This window comes from Streptomyces sp. NPDC059909, assembly GCF_042730885.1.
GTDB lineage: Bacteria > Actinomycetota > Actinomycetes > Streptomycetales > Streptomycetaceae > Streptomyces.
The window spans coordinates 1-22,519 of sequence record NZ_JBHWKX010000040.1; the positions used below are offsets into that span (position 1 = coordinate 1).

Annotated in this window: 23 protein-coding genes and 1 rRNA gene; 9 read left to right on the forward strand and 15 right to left on the reverse strand. The window is 69.8% G+C overall.

Annotation, left to right across the window (positions count from 1 at the left end; all coding sequences use genetic code 11):
• Window positions 1–91, forward strand: a 5S ribosomal RNA gene (gene rrf, locus ACFV9O_RS25115); the annotation flags it as partial.
• A 118-nt stretch (window positions 92–209) separates the two neighbouring features.
• Window positions 210–773, forward strand: coding sequence for a GNAT family N-acetyltransferase (locus ACFV9O_RS25120; protein ID WP_385421376.1), 564 nt, complete (start codon window positions 210–212; stop codon window positions 771–773).
• 62 nt (window positions 774–835) lie between these two features.
• On the opposite strand, the gene ACFV9O_RS25125 is transcribed toward ACFV9O_RS25120, so the two are convergent.
• The 9 genes from ACFV9O_RS25125 to ACFV9O_RS25165 all read right to left on the reverse strand — a co-directional run bounded on the left by ACFV9O_RS25125 (window position 836) and on the right by ACFV9O_RS25165 (window position 10,728).
• Complete coding sequence (locus tag ACFV9O_RS25125) at window positions 836–2,335, reverse strand: esterase (protein WP_385421378.1); 1,500 nt, start codon at window positions 2,333–2,335, stop codon at window positions 836–838.
• A 150-nt stretch (window positions 2,336–2,485) separates the two neighbouring features.
• Window positions 2,486–4,009 (reverse strand): type VI secretion protein, encoded by a 1,524-nt coding sequence (locus ACFV9O_RS25130; protein ID WP_385421379.1) that lies wholly within the window; start codon window positions 4,007–4,009, stop codon window positions 2,486–2,488.
• A 94-nt stretch (window positions 4,010–4,103) separates the two neighbouring features.
• Window positions 4,104–5,528: an ATP-binding protein gene (locus ACFV9O_RS25135; protein WP_385421381.1), complete on the reverse strand. Its 1,425-nt coding sequence runs from the start codon at window positions 5,526–5,528 to the stop codon at window positions 4,104–4,106.
• Between the two features lie 44 nt (window positions 5,529–5,572).
• Window positions 5,573–7,126, reverse strand: coding sequence for an SCO6880 family protein (locus ACFV9O_RS25140; protein ID WP_385421383.1), 1,554 nt, complete (start codon window positions 7,124–7,126; stop codon window positions 5,573–5,575).
• Window positions 7,123–8,475: a hypothetical protein gene (locus ACFV9O_RS25145; RefSeq protein ID WP_385421385.1), complete on the reverse strand. Its 1,353-nt coding sequence runs from the start codon at window positions 8,473–8,475 to the stop codon at window positions 7,123–7,125. The genes ACFV9O_RS25140 and ACFV9O_RS25145 overlap by 4 nt, the downstream gene beginning before the upstream one ends.
• On the reverse strand, window positions 8,465–9,289 hold the full coding sequence (locus tag ACFV9O_RS25150) for a hypothetical protein (RefSeq protein ID WP_385421387.1): 825 nt from the start codon (window positions 9,287–9,289) through the stop codon (window positions 8,465–8,467). The genes ACFV9O_RS25145 and ACFV9O_RS25150 overlap by 11 nt, the downstream gene beginning before the upstream one ends.
• Window positions 9,290–9,471: 182 nt before the next feature.
• Window positions 9,472–9,780, reverse strand: a complete 309-nt coding sequence (locus tag ACFV9O_RS25155; RefSeq protein ID WP_142217964.1) for a hypothetical protein — start codon at window positions 9,778–9,780, stop codon at window positions 9,472–9,474.
• A 432-nt stretch (window positions 9,781–10,212) separates the two neighbouring features.
• Window positions 10,213–10,338: a hypothetical protein gene (locus ACFV9O_RS25160; RefSeq protein WP_385421389.1), complete on the reverse strand. Its 126-nt coding sequence runs from the start codon at window positions 10,336–10,338 to the stop codon at window positions 10,213–10,215.
• 246 nt (window positions 10,339–10,584) lie between these two features.
• Complete coding sequence (locus ACFV9O_RS25165; protein WP_385421391.1) at window positions 10,585–10,728, reverse strand: hypothetical protein; 144 nt, start codon at window positions 10,726–10,728, stop codon at window positions 10,585–10,587.
• Between the two features lie 159 nt (window positions 10,729–10,887).
• Here ACFV9O_RS25165 and ACFV9O_RS25170 point away from each other — a divergent pair, with 159 nt between their 5' ends.
• Window positions 10,888–11,166: a hypothetical protein gene (locus ACFV9O_RS25170; protein ID WP_385421392.1), complete on the forward strand. Its 279-nt coding sequence runs from the start codon at window positions 10,888–10,890 to the stop codon at window positions 11,164–11,166.
• Between the two features lie 33 nt (window positions 11,167–11,199).
• Here ACFV9O_RS25170 and ACFV9O_RS25175 read toward each other — a convergent pair whose 3' ends face one another.
• Complete coding sequence (locus ACFV9O_RS25175; RefSeq protein ID WP_385421393.1) at window positions 11,200–11,994, reverse strand: thioesterase family protein; 795 nt, start codon at window positions 11,992–11,994, stop codon at window positions 11,200–11,202.
• A gap of 211 nt (window positions 11,995–12,205) precedes the next feature.
• Between ACFV9O_RS25175 and ACFV9O_RS25180 the strand changes: the two genes are divergently transcribed.
• The 4 genes from ACFV9O_RS25180 (at window position 12,206) to ACFV9O_RS25195 (ending at window position 15,691) form a co-directional block, all read left to right on the forward strand.
• A complete protein-coding gene (locus ACFV9O_RS25180) occupies window positions 12,206–13,228 on the forward strand; it encodes an NlpC/P60 family protein (protein WP_385421503.1) in 1,023 nt (340 codons plus the stop codon).
• A gap of 265 nt (window positions 13,229–13,493) precedes the next feature.
• Window positions 13,494–14,231: a phosphatase PAP2 family protein gene (locus tag ACFV9O_RS25185; protein WP_385421395.1), complete on the forward strand. Its 738-nt coding sequence runs from the start codon at window positions 13,494–13,496 to the stop codon at window positions 14,229–14,231.
• Window positions 14,232–14,540: 309 nt separating this feature from the next.
• Window positions 14,541–15,380, forward strand: a complete 840-nt coding sequence (locus tag ACFV9O_RS25190) for a hypothetical protein (RefSeq protein WP_385421396.1) — start codon at window positions 14,541–14,543, stop codon at window positions 15,378–15,380.
• Between the two features lie 122 nt (window positions 15,381–15,502).
• Window positions 15,503–15,691, forward strand: a complete 189-nt coding sequence (locus ACFV9O_RS25195; protein WP_385421398.1) for a hypothetical protein — start codon at window positions 15,503–15,505, stop codon at window positions 15,689–15,691.
• A gap of 21 nt (window positions 15,692–15,712) precedes the next feature.
• Here the strand turns inward: ACFV9O_RS25195 and ACFV9O_RS25200 are convergent, their stop codons facing one another.
• Window positions 15,713–16,090 carry a metal-sensitive transcriptional regulator gene (locus ACFV9O_RS25200; RefSeq protein WP_385421400.1) on the reverse strand — a complete coding sequence of 126 codons (378 nt, stop codon included), beginning with the start codon at window positions 16,088–16,090 and terminating at the stop codon, window positions 15,713–15,715.
• 197 nt (window positions 16,091–16,287) lie between these two features.
• On the opposite strand from ACFV9O_RS25200, the gene ACFV9O_RS25205 reads away from it, so the two are divergent.
• Window positions 16,288–16,908 carry a DUF47 domain-containing protein gene (locus ACFV9O_RS25205; protein ID WP_093661211.1) on the forward strand — a complete coding sequence of 207 codons (621 nt, stop codon included), beginning with the start codon at window positions 16,288–16,290 and terminating at the stop codon, window positions 16,906–16,908.
• Between the two features lie 6 nt (window positions 16,909–16,914).
• Complete coding sequence (locus ACFV9O_RS25210) at window positions 16,915–17,913, forward strand: anion permease (RefSeq protein ID WP_385421402.1); 999 nt, start codon at window positions 16,915–16,917, stop codon at window positions 17,911–17,913.
• A gap of 304 nt (window positions 17,914–18,217) precedes the next feature.
• On the opposite strand, the gene pstB is transcribed toward ACFV9O_RS25210, so the two are convergent.
• From pstB to pstS, 4 genes are all read right to left on the reverse strand, one after another.
• Entirely contained in the window at window positions 18,218–18,994 is a 777-nt protein-coding gene (gene pstB / locus ACFV9O_RS25215) for a phosphate ABC transporter ATP-binding protein PstB (protein ID WP_385421404.1), read from the reverse strand.
• A gap of 23 nt (window positions 18,995–19,017) precedes the next feature.
• Window positions 19,018–20,097, reverse strand: a complete 1,080-nt coding sequence (gene pstA, locus ACFV9O_RS25220; RefSeq protein WP_385421406.1) for a phosphate ABC transporter permease PstA — start codon at window positions 20,095–20,097, stop codon at window positions 19,018–19,020.
• Window positions 20,097–21,089, reverse strand: coding sequence for a phosphate ABC transporter permease subunit PstC (pstC, locus tag ACFV9O_RS25225; RefSeq protein WP_385421408.1), 993 nt, complete (start codon window positions 21,087–21,089; stop codon window positions 20,097–20,099). Before pstC ends, pstA begins: the two co-directional genes overlap by 1 nt.
• A 136-nt stretch (window positions 21,090–21,225) precedes the next feature.
• A complete protein-coding gene (gene pstS, locus ACFV9O_RS25230; protein ID WP_385421410.1) occupies window positions 21,226–22,365 on the reverse strand; it encodes a phosphate ABC transporter substrate-binding protein PstS in 1,140 nt (379 codons plus the stop codon).
• Window positions 22,366–22,519 lie beyond the last annotated feature (154 nt).

A 22,519-nucleotide genomic window follows, 5' to 3' on the forward strand; every position in this document is an offset into this window, starting at 1 on the left:
GCCCGGTTACATTCCGAACCCGGAAGCTAAGCCTTTCAGCGCCGATGGTACTGCAGGGGGGACCCTGTGGGAGAGTAGGACGCCGCCGAACAATCATTGCGGGAAGCCCCGCACCATTTCTGGTGCGGGGCTTTTCTGCGTTCTGGGACGATCTCCGGGAAACCGGAAACTGCCTTGCCCGGGGCCGGTGCCGTGACGAGGATCAGGGGATGGAACATGTCATCCGGCCCGTGTGCGCCGAAGAGTGGGCCAAGGTCCGTGAGCTCCGGCTCGCCGCCCTGCAGGACCCTCTGTCGTCGATAGCCTTTCTGGAGACGTACGAGAGTGCTCTCGAGCAGCCTGATTCGTTCTGGCAGCAGCGAACCAGCACCGGAGCGGCGGGGCGGGACGTCATTCAGTTCGTTGCCGAGGCGCCGGACGGTCGTTGGGACGGCACCGTCACGGTGCTGGTGGAGAGGGTGGGGGCCGAGCCGCGGGTCGGCAAGGCCGCGATCGTCGAGCAGACACATGTGGTCGGGGTGTTCGTCCGGCCCGAGGCGCGGGGTGCGGGGCTCGCCGATGAGCTGTTCCGCGCGGCGCTCGAGTGGTCGTGGGCGCTGGATGCGCCGGCGGTCGAACGCGTGCGGTTGATCGTCCACTCGGAGAACCGGAGGGCTGAAGCCTTCTACCGCCGGATCGGGTTCGTCCTGAGCAGCGATCCCACTCCCGTTCCGGAGAACGAGATGGAGCGCGAGTACGAGATCCTGCGTCCCCGCGCGCCACTCAACGACTGACGACCAGGGAGAGGCGTCCACACCGGGGCAGGGCTTGTTGGCCTGCCCCGGCGTGCTGTGTCCTACTCGTCGATCGCCGCGCCGTACAACGCGTCCAGGGACGGGGCGCCGAGCGAGCCGGCGCCGTACGTCCACGAGCCGGTCGCCGTGACCCCGCCCGAACCGGCCGAGAGCACCCACACGACGCCATCGTTCGTGTTCTCTCCCGGGGCCGCGGCCAGCAGACCGTAGCGGCCGTCCCTGTTGGGGTCGGTCAGCCTGACCTGCCCGCCCCAGCGGTCGCCCTTCTCCGCGGTGCCCGGCACGTTCGCCGAGTTCTGATCCCACGACTTGGCACCGGTGGCGGTCAGTCCGCCGGCCGAGCCGCGCAGGACCCACACCGCGCCCGCGTCCGCGACCGTGCCGATGTCCTCGCCGGCAGCGCCGATCGCCACGTCCGCGTACCCGTCGCCGTTGGTGTCCGCGACGGAGAGGTCGGTGCCCCAGCCGTCGGCGCGCTCGGCCGTGCCGGGGACTCCGGGCGAATTCTGGGTCCACCACTGGGGCGGGCTGCCCGCACCTTCAATACCCAGCGGCCCGTCGGGGCTGCCGTAGTAGACGCCGACCTGGCCGCCGGTCATCCAGTCGCCACCGTCGTTGGGGCTGTGCGGCTCGCCGGTGACGAGGTCGTCGTAGCCGTCGTTGTTGATGTCGCCGGACGCCACGACCGGGCCGCCGCGCAGATCGCGCTCGTACACCAGACCCCGCTCCTGACCGGAGAGGAACACCGACCAGCCGTGGCCAGGCTCCTCGCCCACCGAGACTCCGGAGACGATCAGGTCGGCCAGGCCGTTGTCGTCGTAGTCACCGGTGGTGAGGGACTTGGGCAGGATCTCGCGCCCCTCCGCGGCGGCGGCGAGGCGGTTGCGCGCGGTGCGCTCCAGCGGTGCGCGACGCGCGGACTGCGGCTGCGGGACGGCTTCGTACGCGTACAGCTCCAGGTCGTCGCGCTTGAGGACGGCCAGTTGGTCACCAGGGGTGTCAGGGCTGAAACGGGCCGCGGCGAGGGCGCTGCCGAATTTCTCGCCGGCCGCGGGCTCCGCGGTCTCCAGCCAGTCGCTGTTCGCGCCGACCAGCCCTCGCGACGATCCCCACAGAACGGTGATGCCGCCCGCGTCCGCCACCGTGCCGATGTCCTCGCCCGGGATACCGACGATCGCGTCGTCGTAGCCGTCCGCATCGAGGTCGCCGGTGGCCACGGCCCTGCCGAAGCCGTCGCCCGTCTCCGCGGAGCCCGGCACCCCGGACGTGGACTGGCTGATGACGGCGATCCGGCGGGTACCGATACCCGTCGACGCGCCGTACTGCACGGTCACGTACCCCGCGCCCTTCCTCCCGCTGACGGTTGCGCCCGGCGCGCCGATGAGCACGTCCTCGTAACCGTCGCCGTTGAAATCGCTGTTGCGGTCACTTGCGTGGGTTCCGCCGGGGGTGCCGGCGTAGGCGGAGGGAGCGGCGATGACCGCTCCCGCCATCAGGAGAAACGAGGCCGCGGCAACGGCGGCCGTACGGTACTTGCGCACGAGCGGCTCCTTGGCTCAAGGATGACCGGGCGAGTGCGGGGGTGGCGGAAAGGGCCCGTTCCTTCCCGGCGCCCTGTTTGACCGTGCGTGCGGCAAAAGGGTTGTACGGGGAGGTGTGGTGGGAGCTCGGAGGTGTGGTGGGAACGGCGCCTACCGGGTGAGGGGCTCGCTCCAGCGGGCGCGGGCCTGTTCGCGGGAGCGGAGCAGGGCCAGGGTCGGCAGGCCCTGGTCCGGGCCGGAGGTCAGCAGCTCCGGGAGCAGGGGGAGCGGTGCCACGGCGGCGACGTCCTCGAGGACGAGCGTGAGTGGTGGGTCGAGCCGACCGTCGGATGACCGTGCGGCCATGCGGCGGCCGTGCTCGACCACGCTTGAGGTGAGGGCGGTCAGCAGAGGCATCGCACCCGGGCGGGTGCGGGGATCCTCGATCGGTTCACCCACCATATAAAGCGTGCCCCCCTCGTCCACGAAAGATTCCAGGGCGAGCGAATCCGCTCGATTGGGTGTGCAGGCGTCGCGGATATGTACGGACGCCAGCGAGGCGAGCGCACGGGTCGTCAGTTCCTGGGCCATCTCACGGCGTTCGGGATGTGCGGTGAGCGCCGATTCGAGCAGTCCGGCGAGCCCGGAGGCCGCCCTGGGGTGCGTACGCAGGACACGTACGGGTTCATGGGCACCGCTGCCCTGGGCCCAGCGGTGGACCTGCTTGAACGGGCGGCCGTCCACGGCGGCGGCGTGCAGCCAGCAGCGCAGGAGCGTTTCAGCGGTGTCGGCCAGCGCGGCGTCCAGGCGGGCGTGGGGGCGTACGGGCGCGAGCAGTGTGGTTGCCCGGGCTGCGGCGGTGTCGGCGTCCTCGCAACCGGCGGTGGGCGACCAGTGGAGGCGGGCCGGGGTGTCGCAGAGGTGGCCGGGGTCGTAGACGAGGACGGGGCCGAGCTTGGCGCGGGCGTCCTTCGTCTCCGCCCACACGGTGGGGTCGGAGGTGACGACGAGCGCGGGGCCGTCGGCGTCCCGGATGGCCTGAACGGCGGAGGGCCGACGGGTGGACGGGTCGCCGTAGACGACGAGGGGGCCGCGGGGGGCGGGGACGGTCGCCTCCGCGAAGGGGCCGGCGCCGGCCCCGGCGGCCCTGGGCTTCGTCGCGACGGAGGGAACGGCGTGCGTGTGGCCGGCTTCGAGGGGCCGGCCCGCTGCGACGGTCGGGCCGGCGTCGAGGGTCGGGTCGGCCTCGACGGCGTGGCCGTTCTCCGCGGGGTGGTCGGTTGCGGTGGGCCCCACCACATCGGACCCGGCCAGCCCGGTCCGCCCGGTCGCGAACGCCGCCGTACCTGCCGTCGTATCCGCCGCCGCGGGCTGCCGCCTGTGCGCCGCCCGCGACGTTCGCACCGCCCGCCAGCGCGCCAGCGTGCCCAGGACGAAGACGGTGAGCACGACCAGGACCATCAGCTCGCCGATGAGCAGGCCCCAGAACAGCCCGTACCCGGAGAGCTGGTCCGCCGGGGTCGAGGGCCAGGCGGCCGGGAGGTCGTGCGGCTCCGAGGCCAGGCTGCGCATGGCGAGCGGGGTGCGTGTGAACGTCACCCCGTCCGGCCACGCCCCGTGCGCGAACAGTCCCGCCAGGCCCGTCGCCGTCCACACCAGCAGCGTCAGCCCGAGCAGGAATCCCAGCAGGCCCACCAACAGGCCGTCGGGAATACCCCGTTCCTCGCGGAAACGGGGCTCGCGCCCGCGCGACGAAGGTGACGGTGGCAGTGGCGATGACGCTGACATCTCACGCCACCGTCGACTCGGAGGACTCGCTGAGGTGCGCCTGCTGTTGCTGCTCGATGCGGGCCGCCCGCTGTTCCGCCTCCCAGTCCGCCGCTCGTACGTCCTCGGGCACGTCGTCCCGTACGGACGATTCCGTCATGGCCCGGTCCGTGTAGACCAGCGGGCGCTCCGCCTCCGTGACCAGGTGTTTCACCACCTGGACGTTGCCGTTGACATCCCACACCGCGATGCCGGGCGTGAGGGTCGGGATGATCTCGACGGCCCACCGGGGCAGGCCGAGGACCCGCCCGGTCGCCCGTGCCTCGTCCGCCTTCTGGGCGTAGATCGTCCGTGTGGAGGCCATCTTCAGGATCGCCGCGGCTTCCCGCGCCGCCGCCCCGTCGACCACGTCGCTCAGGTGGTGGACGACCGCGACGAAGGAAAGTCCCAGCCGACGGCCGAACTTGAGCAGCCGCTGGAAGAGCTGCGCCACAAACGGGCTGTTGATGATGTGCCAGGCCTCCTCGACCAGGAAGATGCGCTTCTTCCGGTCGGGGCGGATCCAGGTGTGCTCCAGCCACACACCGACGATGGCCATCAGGATCGGCATCGCGATCGAGTTCCGGTCGATGTGCGACAGGTCGAAGACGATCAGCGGCGCGTCGAGGTCGATGCCGACCGTCGTCGGCCCGTCGAACATGCCTCGCAGGTCACCGTCGACGAGCCGGTCCAGGACCAGCGCGACGTCCAGGCCCCAGGCGCGTACGTCGTCTATGTCGACGTTCATCGCCTCCGCCGACTCGGGCTCCGGGTGGCGGAGTTGCTCGACGATGTCGGTCAGCACGGGCTGCCGGTCGGTGATGGTCTCGGTGACGTACGCGTGGGCGACCTTGAGCGCGAAGCCCGAGCGTTCGTCGAGGCCGTGCCCCATCGCGACCTCGATGATGGTCCGCAGCAGCGCCAGCTGCCCGGTCGTCGTGATCGCCGGGTCGAGCGGGTTGAGGCGGATGCCGCCGTCCAGGGCGGCCATCGGGTCGAGGCGGATGGGAGTTATTCCCAGCTCCTGGGCGATGAGGTTCCACTCGCCGACGCCGTCCTCGCCCTGTGCGTCCAGGACGACGACCTGCCGGTCACGGAAGCGGAGCTGTCGGAGCACGTACGTCTTCTCCAGCGCCGACTTGCCGTTGCCGGACTCACCGAGGACCAGCCAGTGCGGGGCCGGCAGCTGCTGCCCGTACAGCTGGAAGGGGTCGTAGATGTAGCCCTTTCCGCTGTACACCTCGCGGCCGATGATCACGCCCGAGTCGCCGAGTCCTGGTGCTGCGGTCGGCAGATAGACGGCCTGGGCCTGGCCCGTCGACGTACGCACGGGCAGCCGCGTCGTCTCGACCTTCCCGAAGAGGAAGGAGGTGAAGGATTCGGTGAGGACGGACAGCGGATCTCGCATCTGATCAGGGCCCCTATCGGCGCGTATCGGCGCGTGTCGGCGCGCTAGCGGCGGATGCCGGTCGCGAACGGCAGCGTGTTCACAAAGGCCCGGTGGTGCTCGCGGTCGCACCACTCCAGCTTCAGATACGACTTGCCCGCCGAGGCCCTGATCGTGCGCTTGTCCCTGGCCAGGGCTTCGGGCGTACGCGACGACACAGTGATGTACCCGACAAGATTGACGCCTGCCGCGCCACTGGCGAGATCTTCACCCCGCTGGTCGAGCCTGCCGTGCGCGGCGATGTCACGGGGGTCGACCGTGCGGTTCATCTTGGCGGCGCGGCTCGCCTCCGCCTCGTCGTTCGTCTTCTCGGTCAGCATCCGCTCGATGGCGACCTCGGTGGGTTCGAGGTCCATGCAGACGGCGACCGTACGGATCACGTCCGGGGTGTGGACTAGCAGCGGGGCGAGGAAGTTGACACCGACGGGGGTCATCGGCCACTCCTTCACCCACGCGGTGGCGTGGCACCAGGGGGCGCGCGTGGACGACTCGCGGGTCTTGGCCTGGAGGTACGTCGGCTCCATCGCGTCCAGCTCGGCGGGCCAGGCGTTGCGCTTGGTCATCGCCTGGATGTGGTCGATGGGGTGGTCCGGGTCGTACATCGAGTGCACGAGGGACGCCAGCCGGCCCTGGCCGAGGGGCTGGCGTACGCGGATGTCGGCCTCGGCGAGCCGGGCGCAGATGTCGGTGAGCTCGCGGGCCATGACGACGGCGAGGCCCGCGTCCTTGTCGAGCTTCTTCGTGCCGCCGGCCTGGCGGGCGGCGCGCGCCATGGTGCTTGCCTCGGCGGCGAGTTCGCGCGTGTAGTGCATGCAGGCGACGAGGTAGGCGCGGTGCTGCTCGCTGGAGGTGGACACCATCGACTGGAGCTGGTCGTACGACTCCCGCAGCCACCCGGGCGAGGCCGCGTCGCCGCGCTGGGCGACGTCCTTGGCGTGCGCGTCGGGGTCGGCAGGGAGGGTGCGGGCCAGCATCTGAAGGCGTGTCACGAAGCCGTCGCCGTTGGCGACATGCTTGAGCAGGGTGCCGAAACGGTCCACCAGGGCTTCCTGGTCCTCGCTGTCGCGCAGCCCGACGCCCGGGCCCTCGATCTCGATCGCGGCGGTGACGGTACGGCGGTCGGCGTGCAGCAGTACGGCGATCTCGTCCGGGCCGAAGGGCGCGGCGAGCCAGCTGATCCTGCCGATGCCGGGCGGGGGCCCGACCTCGACCTCGCGGCCGTCGATGCGGGTGCCCGCCTCCATGGCTCCGGAGCGGTAGAGGGTGCCACGGCGGAGGGTGCGCCGGTAGCTGCGGTTGATCTCGAACCAGCGGTAGAAGGTGCGCTGCTTGTACGGGACGTACACCGCGGCGAGTGCGAGCAGCGGGAAACCCATGAGCAGCACGATCCGCAGGGACAGGAGGGGGACCAGCAGGCCGCTCATCATGCCGAGGAACGCGCCGGCGATGATCAGGGCGATCTCGCCGGTCTCGCGGTTCTTGCCGACAATCGCGTTCGGCCGGGCCCGGCCGATGAGATACGTACGGCGGGGCGCGATGGGCTGGGACTGCGTCGTCAACGCCCTCCACCTCCTGTGCTTCCTGTGCCGGTGCCTGTGCTCTTGCGATGGCTGTGGGGGGTGCTCGTGCCGGGGGCGCTGCCGCCGCTACGGGGCGGGGGTGCGGCGGAGGGGACAGATCCGCCGCCGACCCCGCCCGCGGTCCCGCCGCCGCGGGAGCTGTGGGCGGCGACCCCGCCGGCGATGGGGCTCGCGGGCCGGGCGGCGGCCCCGTCGTTGCCGCCGCGCTGGTCGCTGCGGCTGGAGTGGGTCTTGATGCCCTGCGAGACGAGGGCGGCGGGGGAGCTGATGACGGCGGCCGCCTTGTTCTCGGCGCTGTTCTGGATGCGGTTGTTGCGGGAGGCGGCGATCTCGTCGCCGAAGCCGGGCACGAAGCGGTAGATCATCGCCGAGGCGAAGATCGCGAGCAGGATGATCGCGAGGCCGGTCACGACCGCGGAGAACGAGTCCGGCCCGTCGTCGCCGGAGAGCGCCCCGGCGAGGCCGAGCACGATGATGATGACCGGCTTGACCAGGATCACCGCGATCATGATCCCCGCCCAGCGGCGCACGTGCCCCCAGAGGTTCTTGTCGACGAGCCCCGAGTACACGACGACACCGAGCAGCGCGCCGACGTAGAGCAGCACGGCGCGGATGAACAGCTCCAGGTAGAGCACACCGGCCGCGAGCACCGTCACCAGCGACACGATGATCAGCATGATCGGCCCGCCGCCGATGTCGTTGCCCTTCTGGAGCGCCTCCTTGAAGCCCCCGAAGAACACGTCCGTCTGGCCACCGGTGCCGGCCGCGATGACGTCCGTGATGGCGTCGGTCGCGGAGACGAGTGTGTAGAGGATCAGCGGGGTGAAGGCCGAGGCCAGGACCGTCAGCCAGAGGAATCCGACGGCCTCGGACATGGCGGTCGTGAGGGGTACGCCACGGATGGCGCGCTTGGCGACCGCGAGGAGCCAGAGGAGGAGGGTGAGGAAGGTGGCGGCGGCGAAGACGACGGCGTACTGGGCGAGGAAGGTGCCGTTCGTGAAGTCCACCTCGGCGGTGGACTTCACGGCTTTCGACAGCGCGTCGACGATCGACACGGCGGCGTCGGCGCAGCCCTTGGCGAGGGAGGCGAGGGGGTCGAGGGGGGTGGTGGGGTCGTCGAGCGCGGGGGAGCGGCGGGCGGCGCCGTCGCCGTTCTCGCAGTAGTCGCGGGCGGGACCGGCGATCAGCTCGCACGGGTTGCTGCTCTGACCAGGCGTCGGCGTTGGCGTCGGCGCAGCTGTGGCACGTGCTGCGAACAGGAACACAGCTGTGTGTGCGGCCGCCGTAACGGCAGCCACCGAGCGTGCGCGGCGAGGGTTAGCGGGCATAGGTGAACCCCCCGAACTCGTCAACCGCGCCGGCGATCTCTTCGGAGCCAGAGACAGGGTTGTCGCCGGTGACAGGGGTTGGGCCCGTTTTCTGGCTTGTCTCCAGGACCTTCCAGTCCGAGCCGTTCCACTTCAGTTTGACGGTCACTGTGAACCAGCCGCTCGTCACCGGCTTGGTGGACTGCTCGCCGGTCAGGCCGAAGAGCCCGACGCACCACACGTCCACGTCGGCGGAGCTGTTCGCAAAGCTCTTGACCTTTGTGCCGGCCGGGAGCGTACGGCTGACGAACGTCGCACCGTCGGGTGCACTGCCGTCCGCGTTGAGGCCGATCTGGTCGAGGAATGCCTGCGAATAGTCGGCGTCGAAGCCGGACTGGAGCTTGCTCAGGCTGCTGGAGTCGGCGATGGCCTCGACGATGGCGTGTCGGCGCTGTTCGTTGAACATGCCGTCAGAGCCGAGCGCAACCGCATAGTTCGCCGCCGCACTCTGCGCCCCCTGCTCGTCCCGCGCATACCCCGTCGGGATCTCCCCGTTCTTCCCGGTCACCGGCCGCACCCCGGTCGCCGCCGTCGGGGCCGTGCCGCCCGGGGCCTTGCCGTCCGTCTCCGGGGTGTCCGCGCCGTCACCGCGGTTCGCGAACGCGATCGCCGCGATCAGGAGCACGACCACGCCCACGACCGTGATGAAGGAGCGCGAGTTCCGTACGGGCCGCCGCGCACCCCCGTAGACGTCGCCGCTCCCGCCGGTCTCCGGGAGGCGGGTGCGTGTCTGCCCCGTCCCCCCGATGCCGTCGTTCTCGTCGCCGAAGCTCATGCCGCGTACGCCCCCTCGTAGCGAAAGCCGTAGCCGTAGCCGTAGTACGACGGTAGCCGTGCTGGTGTCCGCGCGGGCGCGGTGTGGTGACTCGACATCAGGGACATCAGGGAGACGCAACCTCTGCCGTTGGGCACGACGGGCGGATGGGGTCGGGGACGGGTGGAAGGGGGGACGGGAGGTCAGACAGCCATCCCGTACACGATGGTGAACAGGGTCCCCAGTGACCCGATGATGAAGACTCCGGTCAGCCCGGCCACGATCAGGCCCTTGCCCTGCTCCGCGCTGAAGGTGTCGCGCAGTGCCGTCGCGCCGATGCGCTGCTTCGCCGCGCCCCAGATCGCGATGCCCAGGCAGAGCAGGATGGCCACCGCCATCACGACCTCGATCATCACGCGGGCCTCGTTCCCAAGGCTTCCGAAAGGCCCCCAGTTCGGGGCGATTCCTCCGATGATGGTGGTGATGTCGCCCTTCTCGGCTGCCAGGATCATGTAACTCACCGCCCCTGTCGGGTAGTTCGACGCCCTTGCCACTCGGCACGGGTCACGCTCTATCTTCGCTGATGAAACCGGTCTCATGCGCCGACTTGGCTGGTCTCTTTACCCGATCCCCGCACAAATGACCGAACCCGCCGCGCTGACCTGCGACGGCGGTGGGCGGGATTCATGCGAGCACGCGTATGGTCACTCTGTGTATCACGCAGGGTGACTCCGGGCAATGACTGTCGTTGGGGCGCCGACGGCTGAAAAACCCGAGGTCAGGGCTGTGGGATCGGGGTGGCCGGGGAAGGCGGGTCACTCCAACGGCCGGGACGGCGGGCCCGGTTGGGTGACTTGACGGCTTGCGCCGTAGGGCGGCCGGCCGGTCGGCAGGGCGGCGAGGTGTCCGGCGGTGCATTCGCGCCGCCCTGCCGGGGTGTCGGCTCAGGACCGTACGGTCACCAGCCCGAGCAGCGCCACGGCGATCGCGATGAGCGCGATGACGGCCACTGCGGCCACTGTTCCCCCGGAGTCGCCTGCGCGGCGCACTTTGTTCCCCACGTTCTCCATGTGCTCTCCTGTGGTGCTTGCCCCGCCGTGGTCATCGGCGGGGACCGTTCACAGCCTTCCTGGCTGCGTGACACAGGGTAATAGCGGCTGGTCCAGACCACTTTCCCGGGGTGGGTACATGGGCCGAGCCCGCGCTTCGGGCGAGAGGTCAACCGGCCGCACGATCGGGGTGGTTGTACAGGACCTCCTGGGTTACGCGCGCGAAGCCCTCCTCGCTGGGCATGAGGGCACGGACCCGGGGGGTGATCACAGGTCGCGTCCGGCCGGAGTCCAGCCGTGGTCCCTCGACCGCTTGGCGGGCCGCGTCAGGGGCGCGCGGCTGCACTCGGCGTAGACGCTGACGAAGAGTGTCGTGGTCGAGTCGTTCCAGCGGACGTCGATCTGGTTCAACGTCCTTCCAGGCGACCGATGTCGACGCTGTCCCCTGCTGCCGGTGCCTTGGCCCGCTTCCTCAGCCGGGGCCTGGAAGGCGGCGTGCGTGTGGCGAGCCGGGCCGGGGACCGTGTTCGTCGCCTGCTGGGCGATCAACCGGGCTGCGGGGAAGGGCCGTTGAGCCGATGGACCACCCCTCGCGCACTGGCCACCCTGGTGACCGGCCTGCTCGTGGATCACACGCTGGGCGAGCCGGCCGCGGCCTGGCAGACCGCGGACCGACTGCGCTGGCACAACGGTGCGACCCGGGACGCCTCGGTCTTCGCCGGGGCGTTCGACGACACCGGTGACTGGGTGGTGGTGCACCGGCTCGGTGGGTCGCCGGAGGAGACGGACGGGCTCGGCGTCGACCTGCTGGCCCGGGCCCGCCGCGCGCAGGGCCGGGCACAGGAGTAGCGGCCGGCGGTGCGGACCGCGCCCGGTCCGGGCTCAGCGGGGCGCGATGAAGAGGCTCTGCGCGCTGCGGCCGATCGGGCCCTTCTCGTCGTGCAGTTGGGCGTCCGCCAGGCCGATGCCCGCCGGGTCCACGCTCGTACGGGCCTCGACGCACACCCACTCGCCGACCGGGTGCCGGTGCAGATGGACGGTCAGGTCGGCGTTGACGAAGATATGGCGGCTGAAGTCGAGGACGTTGCTGATGCCGTTGCCGGAATCGGCGGCGACCAGGACGCGGTCCAGGGGACGGATCTCCTCGCCCGCGACGAGCGGCATCCGCATGCGCATCCAGCAGGTGCCGGGGCCCTGCTCCCTGAAGGCGCCCTCGGTGAACCGGGTGTCCATGGACGTGTGGTAGCCGATGTCCCACGGCACACCGAAGAAGGGGGTGTCCGAGGTCTCCCCGGGCGAGGGCAGCTGCGGCCCCTCGGCCACGGCGGGGCCGGGTTCGTCGAGGGTGCGGATGCGCAGTGCGCGGGCGAACATCACCGGTGTCGCCTCGCCCTCGGGCGCGAGGGCCGTCTCGACGAGCTCCACGCTGCGGCCGGTGCGCAGGACGGTCGTGGTGACCTCCAGCGGCCGGATCGGCACCGGGCGGACGATCTCGTACGTGACCCGCGCCAGCCGCATGTCGGTCCGGCCCCCCGGTCGTTCCTCCAGTGCCCGCCCGAGCAGCGCGGCGGGCGGTCCGGCGTGCTGGGAGTTCGCGTCCCACGGGCCGCGGGTGTGCTCGGTCGGCGCGAAGCGGTTCTCGGAGATCCGCTCGAAGAACGCCTCGGGTTCCGCCATGACGGGCCGCCTCTCCCCTGCCGACAGGTGTAGGGCACACGCTACCTGCGGGTAACCGAGGAGGCCAGGGGCGGAGTGAAGCGCCGAACGGCTCCCCGCCCACGGCTCTCCGGCGAGGGGGCCGTCCACCCGTCCGTCCACCTCCTGAACCCGTGCCCCCGCCCCTAGACTGACGCACGGTGGACTGCCGTACGGCGGAGGGTGATTGACGGTGCGTAAGGCGTGGCTGGTCGCCGGTGGGGCCGTCGGGCTGTGTCTGAGCTTCGTCGCGCTGCTCGTCGTCGGGACGTACACTGCGGCCGCCGGGATCGCCAGGAGCGGGGGCGGGGGAGCCGTCGCGCTGGTGAAGGGGGCCGTGCCGGCGCTCTACCAGCCGCTCGTGGAGAAGTGGGGCAACCTCTGCCCGGCCATCAATCCCGCGCTGCTCGCCGCGCAGCTGTACCAGGAGAGCGGCTGGAATCCGCGGGCGCAGAGCCAGGCCGCCGCGCAGGGGATCGCGCAGTTCATTCCGGGGACGTGGGCCACGCACGGTGTGGACGGGGACGGCGACGGGGACCGCGACGTCTGGGACCCGGCGGACGCGATTCCGTCGGCGGCCTCGTACGACTGCAAGCTGGCCGGTTATGTGAAGAAGGCGCCCGGCGACCCGACGGACAACATGCTGGCGGCGTACAACGCGGGGGCGTACGCGGTCATCAAGTACGGCGGTGTGCCGCCGTACAAGGAGACGCAGAATTACGTCAAGGTCATCCGGACCCTGGAGAAGAGCTTCGCCCGGCCCGTCGGGCGGGTCGAGCCGTCGCGGCAGGCGGCCGGGGCGATCTACTTCGCGCAGCAGAAGCTCGGGACGAAGTATCTGTGGGGCGGGAACGGGACGCCGGAGCAGGGCGGGCGGTTCGACTGCTCGGGGCTGACGCAGGCCGCGTACCGGAGCGTCGGGATCGAGCTGCCGCGGGTCGCGAACGACCAGTACAACGCCGGCCCGCATCCCTCGCGGGACGAGCTGCTCCCCGGGGACCTGGTGTTCTTCTCGGACGACCTCGCCAACTCGCGGGCGATCCGGCACGTGGGGTTGTACGTCGGCGGCGGGTACATGATCAACGCGCCGTACACCGGGGCCGTGATCCGCTTCGACAAGATCGACACGCCCGACTACTTCGGGGCGACCCGCGTGACCAAGGACGGGGCGGCCGCGCTGCCGACCGACCTGCCCGGGACGCGTCCAGGGGCATGACGGAGGGCTGACGAGGTGTCGGCAATGGCCGGAACTCTCCGTTAAGCCAAGGCCCTGAGCTGCGACGATGCATCACTCTTCGATAACGTCATGGTGATCGTTCCGTGGAGAGTGGAACGGACCCGCGGGACGGGTCGTTCCCTGGAGCGGAGCAGTACGTACGTATCCACCGCACCGACGCACCGACCACGGGGGGTTGGCAGGAGCGGCGCACAGCGTTGTGCGCCGCGGCATTCGGACGACAGGCAGGCAAGGGGCCGCAGCTATGGCTGGACTCGCACTCGACTCGGGGTCGAACCCCGATGTCAGCCTGCTCCATGACATCAACGGGCTCGCCCGGTCCGCGCCGGCGTGGTTCGACCGCGTCATGGAGTTCGTCGGTGAGTACGGGATCATGCTCGCGATGGTCCTCGTGGTGCTGTGGTGCTGGTGGTACGTGCGGCGCCGGGGCACCGAGGAGGAGTCGGTCGCGGCGATGGCCGGGCTGGTCTGGGCGCCGCTCGCGGCCGGCCTCGCGCTCCTGGTGAACATCCCGATCCGGGGGTTCGTGGAACGGCCGCGGCCGTTCCTGGACCACGAGGGGATCGAGGTCCTGGTCGGCGGCAAGACCGACTTCTCGTTCGTGAGCGACCACGCGACGATGGCGATGGCGCTGGGCGTCGGACTCTTCGTCGCGCACCGCCTCTTCGGGCTCGCGGCGATCGGACTCGCGCTGGCCGAGGGCTTCTGCCGGGTCTACATGGGCGTGCACTACCCGACGGACGTGGTGGGCGGCTTCGCGCTCGGCACGGCCGTGACGCTGCTGCTCGCACCGCCGGCCCTGGGACTGCTCACCCCGCTGCTGTCCGCGGTCGCCCGGTCCGGGCGGGCAGGCAGGCTCGTACGGTCGCGCCGGGCGCCGGGCGTCGGAGTGCGCGGAAGGGAACACCGGCCGCACGAGCGGCTGGACTTCGCGGAGCCGCGGCAGGGAGCGGAGCCGGGGGACAACGACCTGGCGGCGTAGGGCCTTTCGTCCCCTCTTCCCCCGCCTGCCCCTTGCGCCCCGAGGGCGTTCGGGCGCGCCCTCACCCTCCGCAGGGTTACGACTCGGCCGGGGGGTTCTCCACGTGGGCTCTGGCGTCCTTGCGGGCGCGGTCGCGGGAGCGCCGGGCGGGGCCGCGCCAGCCGCAGGTACAGCCGGCGACGCAGAAGGATCCGGTTTCCGTCGTGTGCGTCTTGTGTTGCCTTTGCACGACTCCACGGTACCTGGCGTGACGACCCGCCAGGGTCGTCGTTATCCGGGGCGGGTGGGTCCAGGAAGGGGATGCCGGCGATGGTGGTGCAGCAGCACAGGCTCAGGGGCGGGGTATGTGCAGCCGCCGCCGTGGTGGGCGTGGGTGCGATGGTGGCCGCGACCGCGGGATGTTCCGCGGGAGGGAACGCCGTGGCCGACGCCCGGCCTTCCGGCGATCCCGTCGCCGTCGTACGGAACGCCGCGGACGTGCTCGCCGCCGCCGGGACCTCGAAGGCGCGGACGTCCATGGAGATGGCGGCCGGCGGGACCCGGGTCACCATCCGCGGGGAAGGCGGCTACGACTTCCGCCGCAGCACGGGCCGACTCCGCGTCGTCCTGCCCAAGGACCCTGCGGGCGCGGACGAGCACCGGCCGATCACCGAGCTGTTCGCGCCCGGTGCGCTCTACATGAAGAACCGCGGCGCCGGGGTCCCCGCCGACAAGTGGGTGCGGGTCGACACGACGACCCTGCGGGACGGCAACCTGGTCACGGGTGGTGCGACCGACCCGGCCGCTGCCGCCGAACTGCTGCGCGGGGCGCGGACGGTGATGTACGTCGGCCAGGAGGACCTCGCCGGCGTCAGGGTCAACCACTACCGAGGCACCACGCACATCGCACGCGCCGCGCACGTCGCGTCGCCGCACGCGAGGGATGCTCTGGCCGCGGCGGCGAAGGGGTTCGCCAAGGACAGCGTGCCGTTCGACGCGTATCTCGACGACGCGGGGCGGCTGCGGAAGGTGCGCCACCAGTTCAGTTTCGTGAATCAGGGCCGCACCGTCGCCGTGGCCTCGACGACACTGCTGTACGAGTTCGGCGCGCCCGTCGTCGTACAGCTGCCCGCCCACCAGGACATCTATGCGGGGAAGGTGCGGCTCTAGGCGGGGAAGGTGCGCCTCTAGGCAGTCGGGCTGTCGGGAAATGGTCCGGACGTGCCATGCGTGGAGCGTGTCCCGCTCCCTACGCTAGGGAGTCGACACCGGCCGGGAAGAGGTGAAAGCACGTGGCTCCGCCCAGCACGCCGACAGTCCAGGACCACGTGGCCCTCGCCGAGATCGAGCTGTGCGGTGAGTTGATGATCGCGGCGTCGGCCGCGGACGGGGAGCGGCTCAGCGCCGACCGTATCGACGAGGTGCTCAACGTGAGCAGTGTGAGCATGGTGGGCAAGGTGACGGTGCCCGAGAGCGACTGAGGACAGGGGAGCGGCCCCTGGTCACGTCCGCATCATGCGGGCGATCGCCTTCGTCGCCTCCTCCACTTTCGCGTCGATCTCGTCACCACCCTTGAGCGCCGCGTCCGCGACGCAGTGGCGCAGATGCTCCTCGAGCAGCTGCAGCGCGAAGGACTGCAGCGCCTTCGTGGACGCCGAGACCTGGGTGAGTATGTCGATGCAGTACGTGTCCTCGTCGACCATGCGCTGGAGGCCGCGGATCTGGCCCTCGATCCTGCGCAGCCGCTTGAGGTGCTCGTCCTTCTGCTTGTGGTACCCGTGCACTCCGCGGTCGTGGTCCGTGACGGGGAGACCGCCGTCGGCCGGTTCCGTGGCGGTCGCGCTCGTGGTCGCGGTCGTGGCCGCATCCGTGGTCGTCATCGCGTCCTCCCGTTGTCCTGTCCAGCTCTGTCCGGTATACCCCTCGTGGGTATATGGTACCGATCCTTTACGGTTGCGGCAGGGCCCCGTGCCGACCGATGTGTCCGATGGGCGACACTGAGGGGACGCCGGTTAGCCGTGGCCGGATGATGCGCCTAGCATCACCCTGACCGTACCCAGCACCCCGAGGACCCCACGTGCGATTTCGTCTGACCCCCAGGGAGACGAGCTTCTACGACATGTTCGCCGCGTCCGCGGACAACATCGTCACGGGCTCGAAGCTCCTGATGGAACTGCTCGGAGCGGATGGTCCCGCCCGAGCCGAGATCGCGGAACGGATGCGGGCAGCGGAGCACGCCGGAGACGACGCTACCCACGCGATCTTCCATCAGCTGAACTCCTCGTTCATCACGCCCTTCGACCGGGAGGACATCTACTCCCTCGCGTCGTCGCTCGACGACATCATGGACTTCATGGAGGAGGCCGTCGACCTGGTCGTCCTCTACAACGTCGAGGAGCTGCCGAAGGGTGTCGAGCAGCAGATCGAGGTGCTGGCGCGGGCGGCCGAGCTGACCGCGGAGGCGATGCCGCATCTGCGGACCATGGACAACCTCACCGAGTACTGGATCGAGGTCAACCGGCTCGAGAACCAGGCGGACCAGATCCACCGCAAGCTGCTTGCGCACCTCTTCAACGGTAAGTACGACGCCATCGAGGTGCTCAAGCTCAAGCAGATCGTGGACGTACTGGAAGAGGCCGCCGACGCGTTCGAGCACGTGGCCAACACGGTGGAGACCATCGCGGTCAAGGAGTCCTGAGGCTTCGTGGACACCTTTGCACTGGTCGCGACCATCGGGGTCGCGCTCTTCTTCACGTACACGAACGGCTTCCACGATTCCGCGAACGCCATCGCGACGTCCGTGTCCACGCGGGCGCTGACGCCGCGGGCGGCGCTGGCGATGGCCGCGGTGATGAACCTTGCCGGTGCGTTCCTCGGCAGCGGGGTCGCCAAGACCGTGAGCGAGGGCCTGATCGAGACGCCCAAGGGCGACCGGGGCATGGCCATCCTCTTCGCGGCGCTGGTCGGCGCGATCATCTGGAACCTGATCACCTGGTACTTCGGCCTGCCGTCGTCGTCCTCGCACGCGCTGTTCGGCGGGCTGGTGGGCGCGGCGCTCGCGGGCGGGACCGAGGTCATCTGGGGCGGCGTCATCGACAAGGTCATCATCCCGATGTTCGTCTCGCCGCTGGTCGGACTGGTCGTCGGGTATCTGGTGATGGCCGGGATCATGTGGTTGTTCCGCAGGGCGAACCCGTCGAAGGCGAAGCGTGGTTTCCGCATCGCGCAGACGGTGTCGGCAGCGGGCATGGCGCTCGGACACGGTCTGCAGGACGCGCAGAAGACCATGGGTGTCGTGGTGATGGCCCTGGTCATCGCGGACGTCGAGGACTTCGGGGACCCGATCCCGGTGTGGGTGAAGATCGTCTGCGCGGTGATGCTGTCGCTGGGGACGTACGCGGGTGGCTGGCGCATCATGCGGACGCTCGGGCGGAAGATCATCGAGCTGGATCCGCCGCAGGGGTTCGCGGCGGAGACGACCGGGGCGTCGATCATGTTCGGGTCGGCGTTCCTGTTCCAGGCACCGATCTCGACGACGCATGTGATCACGTCGGCGATCATGGGTGTCGGGGCGACGAAGCGGGTGAACGCGGTGCGGTGGGGGGTCGCGAAGAACATCGTGATGGGGTGGTTCATCACGATGCCGGCGGCGGCGGTGGTGGCGGCGTTCAGCTTCTGGGTCGTGAACCTGGCGTTCGGCTGACGGGTTCCTTCTCCCTCTCCTCTTCTCTCCCCCTGCGCCCTGGTGGGCGCAGGGGGAGAGGTGTTTCTCGGGCCCGTGCGCCCCTGCGGGGGTGCCGGTGCACCCCCAGCCCGTCCGGGTGTTCGATGACGGACACGCGGGGCGCGCCGCCGTGCCGGCCCGTACCCGCGGGCTGCGCAGGAGCCCTGCGCAAGAACAACAAATGGGCCCGCCCCCGGCTCCTTGTGGGAGAGGGGCGGGCCCGTGCCTTGCGGTGGCACCGCCATGCAGCACCGCGAGGCAGATCGGGGGCGAGCGCCGCGGCTCAGCCGAAGCGGCCCGAGATGTAGTCCTCGGTGGCCTGGACCGAGGGGTTGGAGAAGATGCGCTCGGTCTCGTCGATCTCGATCAGCCGGCCGGGCTGGCCGACGGCCGAGAGGTTGAAGAACGCCGTGCGGTCGGAGACGCGCGCCGCCTGCTGCATGTTGTGCGTCACGATGACGATCGTGAAGCGCTCCTTCAGCTCACCGATGAGGTCCTCGATCGCGAGGGTCGAGATCGGGTCCAGCGCCGAGCAGGGCTCGTCCATCAGCAGGACGTCCGGCTCGACCGCGATCGCGCGGGCGATGCACAGACGCTGCTGCTGACCGCCGGACAGACCCGAGCCGGGCTTGTTGAGGCGGTCCTTGACCTCGTTCCAGAGGTTCGCGCCCTTGAGGGACTTCTCGACGACGTCCGCCAGCTGGCGCTTGTTGTACTTGCCGTTGAGCTTCAGGCCCGCCGCGACATTGTCGAAGATCGACATGGTCGGGAACGGGTTGGGGCGCTGGAACACCATGCCGACCGTGCGTCGCACGGCCACCGGGTCGACGTTCGAGCCGTACAGGTTCTCGTCGTCCAGCATCACCTTGCCCTCGACGCGGCCACCGGGGGTGACCTCGTGCATCCGGTTCAGGGTGCGCAGGAAGGTGGACTTGCCGCAGCCGGACGGGCCGATGAAGGCCGTCACCGAGCGGGGCTCCACGGTCATCGAGATGTCCTCGATGGCCTTGTGGGAACCGTAGAAGGCGGACAGACCGCTGACGTCAATACGCTTGGCCATTTTCACATCACTTCCAGGAGGCCTTAGCGGCCGGTCTTCGGGGCCTTCCAGCGGGCGATGCCGCGGGCCACCAGGTTGAGGATCATGACGAAGGCGATCAGTACGAGGGAGGCGGCCCAGGCGCGGTCGTACGACGCCTCGCTGCCGACTCGGTACTGCTCCCAGATGTAGAAGGGGAGCGAGGACTGGGCGCCTTCGAACGGGTTCGCGTTGATCAGCTGGCTGCCGAAGACGAGGAGGATGATCGGGGCGGTCTCACCGGCGATACGGGCGATCGCGAGCATCACACCGGTGGAGATGCCGCCGATCGCGGTCGGGATGACCACCTTCAGGATCGTGCGGTACTTCGGCACACCGAGGGCGAGGGAGGCCTCGCGCAGCTCGTTCGGGACGAGCTTGAGCATCTCCTCGGTGGAGCGGACGACGACCGGGATCATCAGGATCGTCAGGGCGAGCGCGCCCATGAAGCCGGACGGCTGCAGGCCGGCGATCAGCATGATCGACAGGATGAACAGACCCGCGACGATCGACGGGATGCCCGTCATGACGTCGACGAAGAAGGTGACGGCCCGGGCGAGCGCGCCCTTGCCGTACTCGACCAGGTAGACGGCGGTGAGCAGGCCGATCGGCACGGCGATGAGAGTCGCGAGACCGATCTGCTCCAGCGTGCCGACCAGCGCGTGGTAGACACCGCCGCCGGCCTCGAAGCCGGGGACGCCGGCCATGGAGTGGGTGAGGAAGTAGCCGTCGAGGGCCATCACACCGCGGCTGACGGTGACCCAGATCAGCGAGAGCAGCGGGACGACGGCGAGGACGAAGCACACCCAGACGACGCTGGTGGCGAGGCGGTCCTTGGCCTGGCGGCTGTTCTCGACGACCGTCGTGGTGACGTACGAGATGAGGACGAAGAGCAGCGCGGCGATCAGGCCCCACTGCACCCGGCTCTCCCAGCCCGCGGCGACACCGATGCCGACGCCGAGCGAGATGGAGACGACTGCGAAGACGGGCTGGGTCCAGCGGGGGAGGCCGCGGCGGCTCAGGCCGGCCTTGCGGCGCGGGGAGGGGGCCGAAGGACGGGTGTCCTGGATGGTTGCGTGCGACATCAGGCGTTCGCCCCCGAGTACTCCTTGCGGCGCGCGATGATCATGCGGGCGGCGCCGTTGACCAGCAGGGTGAGGACGAAGAGGACCAGACCGGAGGCGATCAGGGCGTCCCGCCCGAACTCATTGGCCTCGTCGAACTTCGCGGCGATGTTCTGGGCGAACGTACCGCCGCCCGGGTCGAGGACGTGGAGCGAGATGAGGAAGCTCGGGGAGAGCACCGTCGCGACGGCCATCGTCTCGCCGAGGGCGCGGCCGAGGCCGAGCATCGAGGCGGAGATGACACCGGAGCGGCCGAAGGGGAGCACCGACATGCGGATGACTTCCCAGCGGGTGGCGCCGAGCGCGAGCGCGGCCTCCTCGTTCATCCGCGGGACCTGGAGGAAGACCTCCCGGCTGACGCTGGTCACGATCGGCAGGATCATGATCGCCAGCAGGATGCCGACGGTGAACAGGGAGCGGGCGACGCCGACCTCGGTCTTGTCGAAGATGTACGTCCAGCCGAGGTACTGGTCGAGCCAGAGGTTCAGCCCCTCCAGGTACGGGACCAGGAAGAGAGCGCCCCAGATGCCGTAGATGATCGACGGCACGGCGGCGAGCAGGTCGACGACGTACGCGAGCGGCGCGGCGATCCTGCGCGGTGCGTAGTGGGAGATGAAGAGCGCGATACCGACAGCGATCGGAACCGCGATGGCCATCGCGATGATCGAGCTGACGATCGTGCCGAAGAGCAGGACGGCGATGCCGAAGACCGGCGGATTGCCCGCCGGGTTCCAGTCGAAGGTGGTGAAGAAGTTGCCTTCGTCCTTCGAGATGGCGATTGCTGCGCGGTAGCTCAGGAAGGCGGCGATGGACGCCATGATCACGAGCAGCAGAATGCCTGAGCCACGGGAGAGGCCCAGGAAGATCTTGTCGCCCGAACGTCCGGTGGAAGTGGCCCGGCGAGCGGCGGCCGGCTTGGCCGGTGGTGTCTCTATGGGTGTAGTCGAAGCCATGATCTTTCCGGTCTGTGGACGGGGAAGGATCCGCGGTCGCGGTTCCCCTGGCGGCGGTGCACCGGATGGTGGCGACGGAGGGCCGGCCCGGAGGGGTACTCCGGGCCGGCCGTTGTCGCCCAGTCGACGCAGGGGGTTACGAGAGGCTGGAGACCGTCTCGCGAACCTTGGCGTTGATCTCGGTCGGGATCGGGGCGTAACCGGCCTCGCTCAGGACCTTCTGGCCCTCCTCGGAGGCGGTGTAGGTGAGGAAGGACTTGACCGCGCTCAGCGTCTCGGGCTTGTTGCCCTTGTCGCAGGCGATCTCGTAGGTGACGAGGACGATCGGGTAGGCGCCCTCGGCCTTGGTGGTGTAGTCGAGGTCGAGAGCCAGGTCCTTGCCGGTGCCCTTGACCTTGGCGGCGGCGATGGCCTTGGAGGCGTTCTCGGAGGACGCCTTCACCGGGGCGGAGGCGCCGGTGGCGATGTCGACGGTCGAGATGGACTGCGAGGTGGCGTAGGAGAGCTCGAAGTAACCGATGGAGCCCTCGACCTGCTTCACCTGGGCCGCGAGGCCGGAGGAGCCGGAAGCCGCCTGGCCGCCCGGGGCGGGCCACTTCTTCTCGGCCTCGTACTTCCACTCGTTCGAAGCGGCCTTGCCGAGGTACTTGCCGAGGTTCTGCGTGGTGCCGGAGTCCTCGGAGCGGTGGAAGGCCTGGATCGACTTGTCCGGGAGCTTGGCGCCCGGGTTCAGCTTGGCGATCGCCGGGTCGTTCCACTTCTTGATCTTCGTGTCGAAGACCTTGGCGAGGGTGGGGGCGTCCAGGACGAGGTTGTCCACGCCGGGCAGGTTGTAACCGATGGCGATCGGGCCGCCGACCATCGGCAGGTTGATGCCGGTGCCGCCCGTGCACATCTTCTTGGACTCCTCGACCTCCTCCGGCTTGAGCGCGGAGTCGGAGCCGGCGAAGCCCACGGTGCCCTGGTTGAAGGCGACGATGCCCTCACCGGAGGAGGAGGCCTTGTAGTTGACCTCGACGCCCGTGCAGGCGGCCATGTAGTTCTTGACCCACAGGTCCATGGCGTTCTTCTGCGCGCTGGAGCCGGACGCCAGCAGCTGACCCTTGGCGTCGCCGCAGTCGATCTTGGAGGCGGCGGCGGTCTTGTCGCCGGAACCGCCGGTCGTGGTGTCGCCTGCGTTGTTGTCCGAACCACACGCCGTGAGTACCAGGGCGCCGGAGACCGCGAGGGCAGCAAGCGCGGTGGCGCGAAGCCCGTTGGTGCGCTGAAGCTTCACTTTTTCGGGTGTTCCTTCCAGGAGCGCCGGGCTGGGACGTCACTTCGACGTGTACGGCGGCGCGTGTCGGGGTGGTGGTGGCGCGGCACTGTGCCGGTCACCGTGTAAGCCCGAAATTAGGCAGATCAGGTGAAGCCGCCGACGGAGGAGAGTA

What these genes read in the sequence shown, in the direction of transcription:
- ACFV9O_RS25185 (WP_385421395.1), top strand. Translation starts at nt 13,494, where the DNA reads ATGGCTGGACTCGCACTCGACTCGGGGTCGAACCCCGATGTCAGCCTG.
- ACFV9O_RS25200 (WP_385421400.1), bottom strand. Translation starts at nt 16,090, where the DNA reads ATGACGACCACGGATGCGGCCACGACCGCGACCACGAGCGCGACCGCC.
- pstC (WP_385421408.1), bottom strand. Translation starts at nt 21,089, where the DNA reads ATGGCTTCGACTACACCCATAGAGACACCACCGGCCAAGCCGGCCGCC.
- ACFV9O_RS25155 (WP_142217964.1), bottom strand. Translation starts at nt 9,780, where the DNA reads ATGATCCTGGCAGCCGAGAAGGGCGACATCACCACCATCATCGGAGGA.
- ACFV9O_RS25135 (WP_385421381.1), bottom strand. Translation starts at nt 5,528, where the DNA reads ATGCGAGATCCGCTGTCCGTCCTCACCGAATCCTTCACCTCCTTCCTC.
- ACFV9O_RS25175 (WP_385421393.1), bottom strand. Translation starts at nt 11,994, where the DNA reads ATGGCGGAACCCGAGGCGTTCTTCGAGCGGATCTCCGAGAACCGCTTC.
- ACFV9O_RS25160 (WP_385421389.1), bottom strand. Translation starts at nt 10,338, where the DNA reads ATGGAGAACGTGGGGAACAAAGTGCGCCGCGCAGGCGACTCCGGGGGA.
- ACFV9O_RS25150 (WP_385421387.1), bottom strand. Translation starts at nt 9,289, where the DNA reads ATGAGCTTCGGCGACGAGAACGACGGCATCGGGGGGACGGGGCAGACA.
- pstA (WP_385421406.1), bottom strand. Translation starts at nt 20,097, where the DNA reads ATGTCGCACGCAACCATCCAGGACACCCGTCCTTCGGCCCCCTCCCCG.
- ACFV9O_RS25190 (WP_385421396.1), top strand. Translation starts at nt 14,541, where the DNA reads ATGGTGGTGCAGCAGCACAGGCTCAGGGGCGGGGTATGTGCAGCCGCC.
- ACFV9O_RS25120 (WP_385421376.1), top strand. Translation starts at nt 210, where the DNA reads ATGGAACATGTCATCCGGCCCGTGTGCGCCGAAGAGTGGGCCAAGGTC.
- pstB (WP_385421404.1), bottom strand. Translation starts at nt 18,994, where the DNA reads ATGGCCAAGCGTATTGACGTCAGCGGTCTGTCCGCCTTCTACGGTTCC.
- ACFV9O_RS25145 (WP_385421385.1), bottom strand. Translation starts at nt 8,475, where the DNA reads ATGCCCGCTAACCCTCGCCGCGCACGCTCGGTGGCTGCCGTTACGGCG.